The sequence below is a fragment of the Chamaesiphon sp. VAR_69_metabat_338 genome, from assembly GCF_031423935.1.
Classification (GTDB): domain Bacteria; phylum Cyanobacteriota; class Cyanobacteriia; order Cyanobacteriales; family Chamaesiphonaceae; genus Chamaesiphon.
Genome location: NZ_JANPGM010000515.1, coordinates 1 through 2,625 on the forward strand (window position 1 = coordinate 1; position 2,625 = coordinate 2,625).

2 protein-coding genes and 1 pseudogene are annotated in these 2,625 nt (G+C 47.4%); all 3 read right to left on the reverse strand.

Annotation, left to right across the window (positions count from 1 at the left end; translation table 11 throughout):
- On the reverse strand, positions 1–838 hold an 838-nt coding region (locus RMO84_RS14305), incomplete at its 3' end, for a CHAT domain-containing protein (protein WP_310489121.1).
- 399 nt (positions 839–1,237) lie between these two features.
- Positions 1,238–2,134, reverse strand: coding sequence for a hypothetical protein (locus RMO84_RS14310; protein WP_310489122.1), 897 nt, complete (start codon positions 2,132–2,134; stop codon positions 1,238–1,240).
- Between the two features lie 194 nt (positions 2,135–2,328).
- Positions 2,329–2,625 (reverse strand): annotated as a pseudogene (locus RMO84_RS14315) (arsenic-transporting ATPase); the annotation flags it as partial.

Consider the following 2,625-nt stretch of genomic DNA (forward strand, 5'->3'; position numbering starts at 1 on the left):
CAGATCGACCCCATCCCAAAACTGCTGGTGCTCCCTTGGCAACTAAACCCTCTGCCAGCGAGCTAACATCCCCTTTTCTACTACTTTCACCAGTCCGACAACCCGACAAGAAGATCAACGGTGGATAGAGAAAATTGAAAGTATCTGCAAAGTCATCAATACTCGCATCTATCCGTTCGCCTTCTAAAGACTCAGTAATAAAATAGGGCACACCATTCCGGATATCTGCATGTCCGCTGAGATGAAAAATATCGAATCGATCGCGAAATCTGTACCAAAAGTTCTTTAATTCCTCCAAGCAGCCGCTTTCTTCTACCCGCAACTCCATCGCCAAATCGTTCGTTGCATCTAAAATCAATGCTTCCTCAGCTTCAAAATCCAGCTTAGGATAAACACTCTCCGGATCTGTTGCCATAAACAACGTCTGCAACTGATATTTCGACGGCTCTCTTTTGACAGTTTGACGCTGGAATCCACCCACAATCCGAATCGGCACAATCGATCGCGCTACCAAAAAGCCCTCATAATATAAAATCTCCCACGGCAAGCCCCCTAGCCGATCCTGACAATCGATCGCTAATATTAAACCCTGCCGCTGTTGCTCGATCGATCGACTCAGCCACCGTTCCGAACCATCCACCCAATCAAATAACTTGCGCCCGATCTTTGCTAAGTCGGGGCTATCTCGCGCAAAATCTGTATCGGCAAAATCATACAATCCGGCAATCTCCGCCAGTTCTAGATTTCTCGATTCATACTGTACTCGATCTGGCACCCGATAACGCAAAGTTACGGATCGATCGTCGATCTGTTTCAATTCCAGATATACAATATTCATCGGGCTACCGCTAGGCTGACATACCTATGTTACCCAGCACACTTCATTTTTTTAACATTCATACAATTTACCCCCGATTCCATGCTGAAATCAGGGGGATTTTTATTGCTATTTCTGGTTCCCCCCTTTTGAAGGCTACCGTGTATACGCAAGTCTGTCGGACTTCGTTTTGAGATCTGAATCCCCCAATCCCCCTTAAAAAGGGGGCTAAGATCGGAGTCTTAGTCCCCCTTTTTAAGGGGGATTTAGGGGGATTCTCACTAATATCGCTTCTAACGAGAGAGTGTATACACGGTAGCCTTTTGAAGAGGGGCTAGGGGGGATCTTCTAGGGCTTAGAAGTGTTAAAAGTCACTTTCCAAACATCCTTTTAGATAGATAAGAATCGATCGATTCTTATCTAAAAGCCGTAAGAAACCCCGACTGAGATGACTGGATAGACATTAAAGCCGCGCAGATCGTTTTCGGTTTGACGAGCTTGATTATCGATTTGAGCGCGCGTCGTGGCGTTGTCATTGAAAGCGGGATTGCTAGCCGTCAGCGAGACTTTGGGCGAGCCTGTAAACATCAAACCCAAATCGGCATTGAAACCTAAGCCTTCATTGGTAGATTTGCCAATCCCGATGCCGAGATACGGTGCGATCGAGTTACCGTAGGCATATTCACCATTGAGCGTGCCGACGCTGCTAGCGGCATATTGATTTCCCGCGATCGTATAGGTACCATTACCACTCGGTTTACTAGTGACAGCGACGCGATTATTTTGGGCGACGAAGCCGCCAGTAATCCGGAAGCTGCTGTTACTACTGGGATAATAATCGCCAAATAGTTGAATGCTGCTCAATTTGAGCTGGGCATCATAATTAATACCGCTATCGGTGCGATTGAAACCGACATTCCCAAAATTCACGCCCAAGCGAGCATTGAGTTGGGGCGTCAATGATTTGCTCGCATCGACGCCAAATCCTAATGTGCCAACTTTGGCGGCGATCCCCACGCCGAGGGGTTGTCTGTTGCTAGTGGCGATACTGCGATCGGGTGTGGGCGTTTGGGCTAATTTGAAGGGAATAATCGGAGCTAAACCGATTGCCATCCCGCGCTCGATTGCTGGTGCTCTGGTAACGCGAGTGGGAATAATCGGCTGCAAACCGATATCCAATCCTCTGCCGTGCCTAACTGGAGATCGATCGATAATGCCTACCCATCCCTTCGCTAGCGCAGCATCGATCGCGAGTGCATTCGCGCCAATGATGCCGATTGCCATTGCAGATAGTCGGGAGTATGTGATTTGGGACATTAAAGATTACCTCCTCCGATGTAATACTCAGTTTTTTTGGCGTGGGATTGCGATCCCAATCCTATTTATCTATCCTACCCATTTTGGGACTCAATATTAAGATTTGTCGCAAAATTTTAGCTAAACAGATATAATTAGTTCTCTTGTTTGGGGCAGTTACCTACCCCAGATCGTGAAATTCGATCGAGATCTCCTCAAGCAAACTTGATCTTGAGATAATCCTCATCCATTTTCGCACCAGTCGGTTGGAGCGCAGCCAGAGCTTGCGGTAGCACCATATTCCGGCGGTGGTTGCCGATCCGGATATTCAATTCATCGCCAGTTTTATTGAGTTGAATTTGGTCTTTGGCAATTCCTGGCAGATACAGCTCCAGACTGTAGAGGCTGTTACCTTCCTGGACGACGCGGAGGGTGGTTTCTTGGTAGTAAACTTTGCTGGGATCTTCATCGCCATAGAGAGTGTCCTTCAATCGATCGAGTGCTTCGAGTCC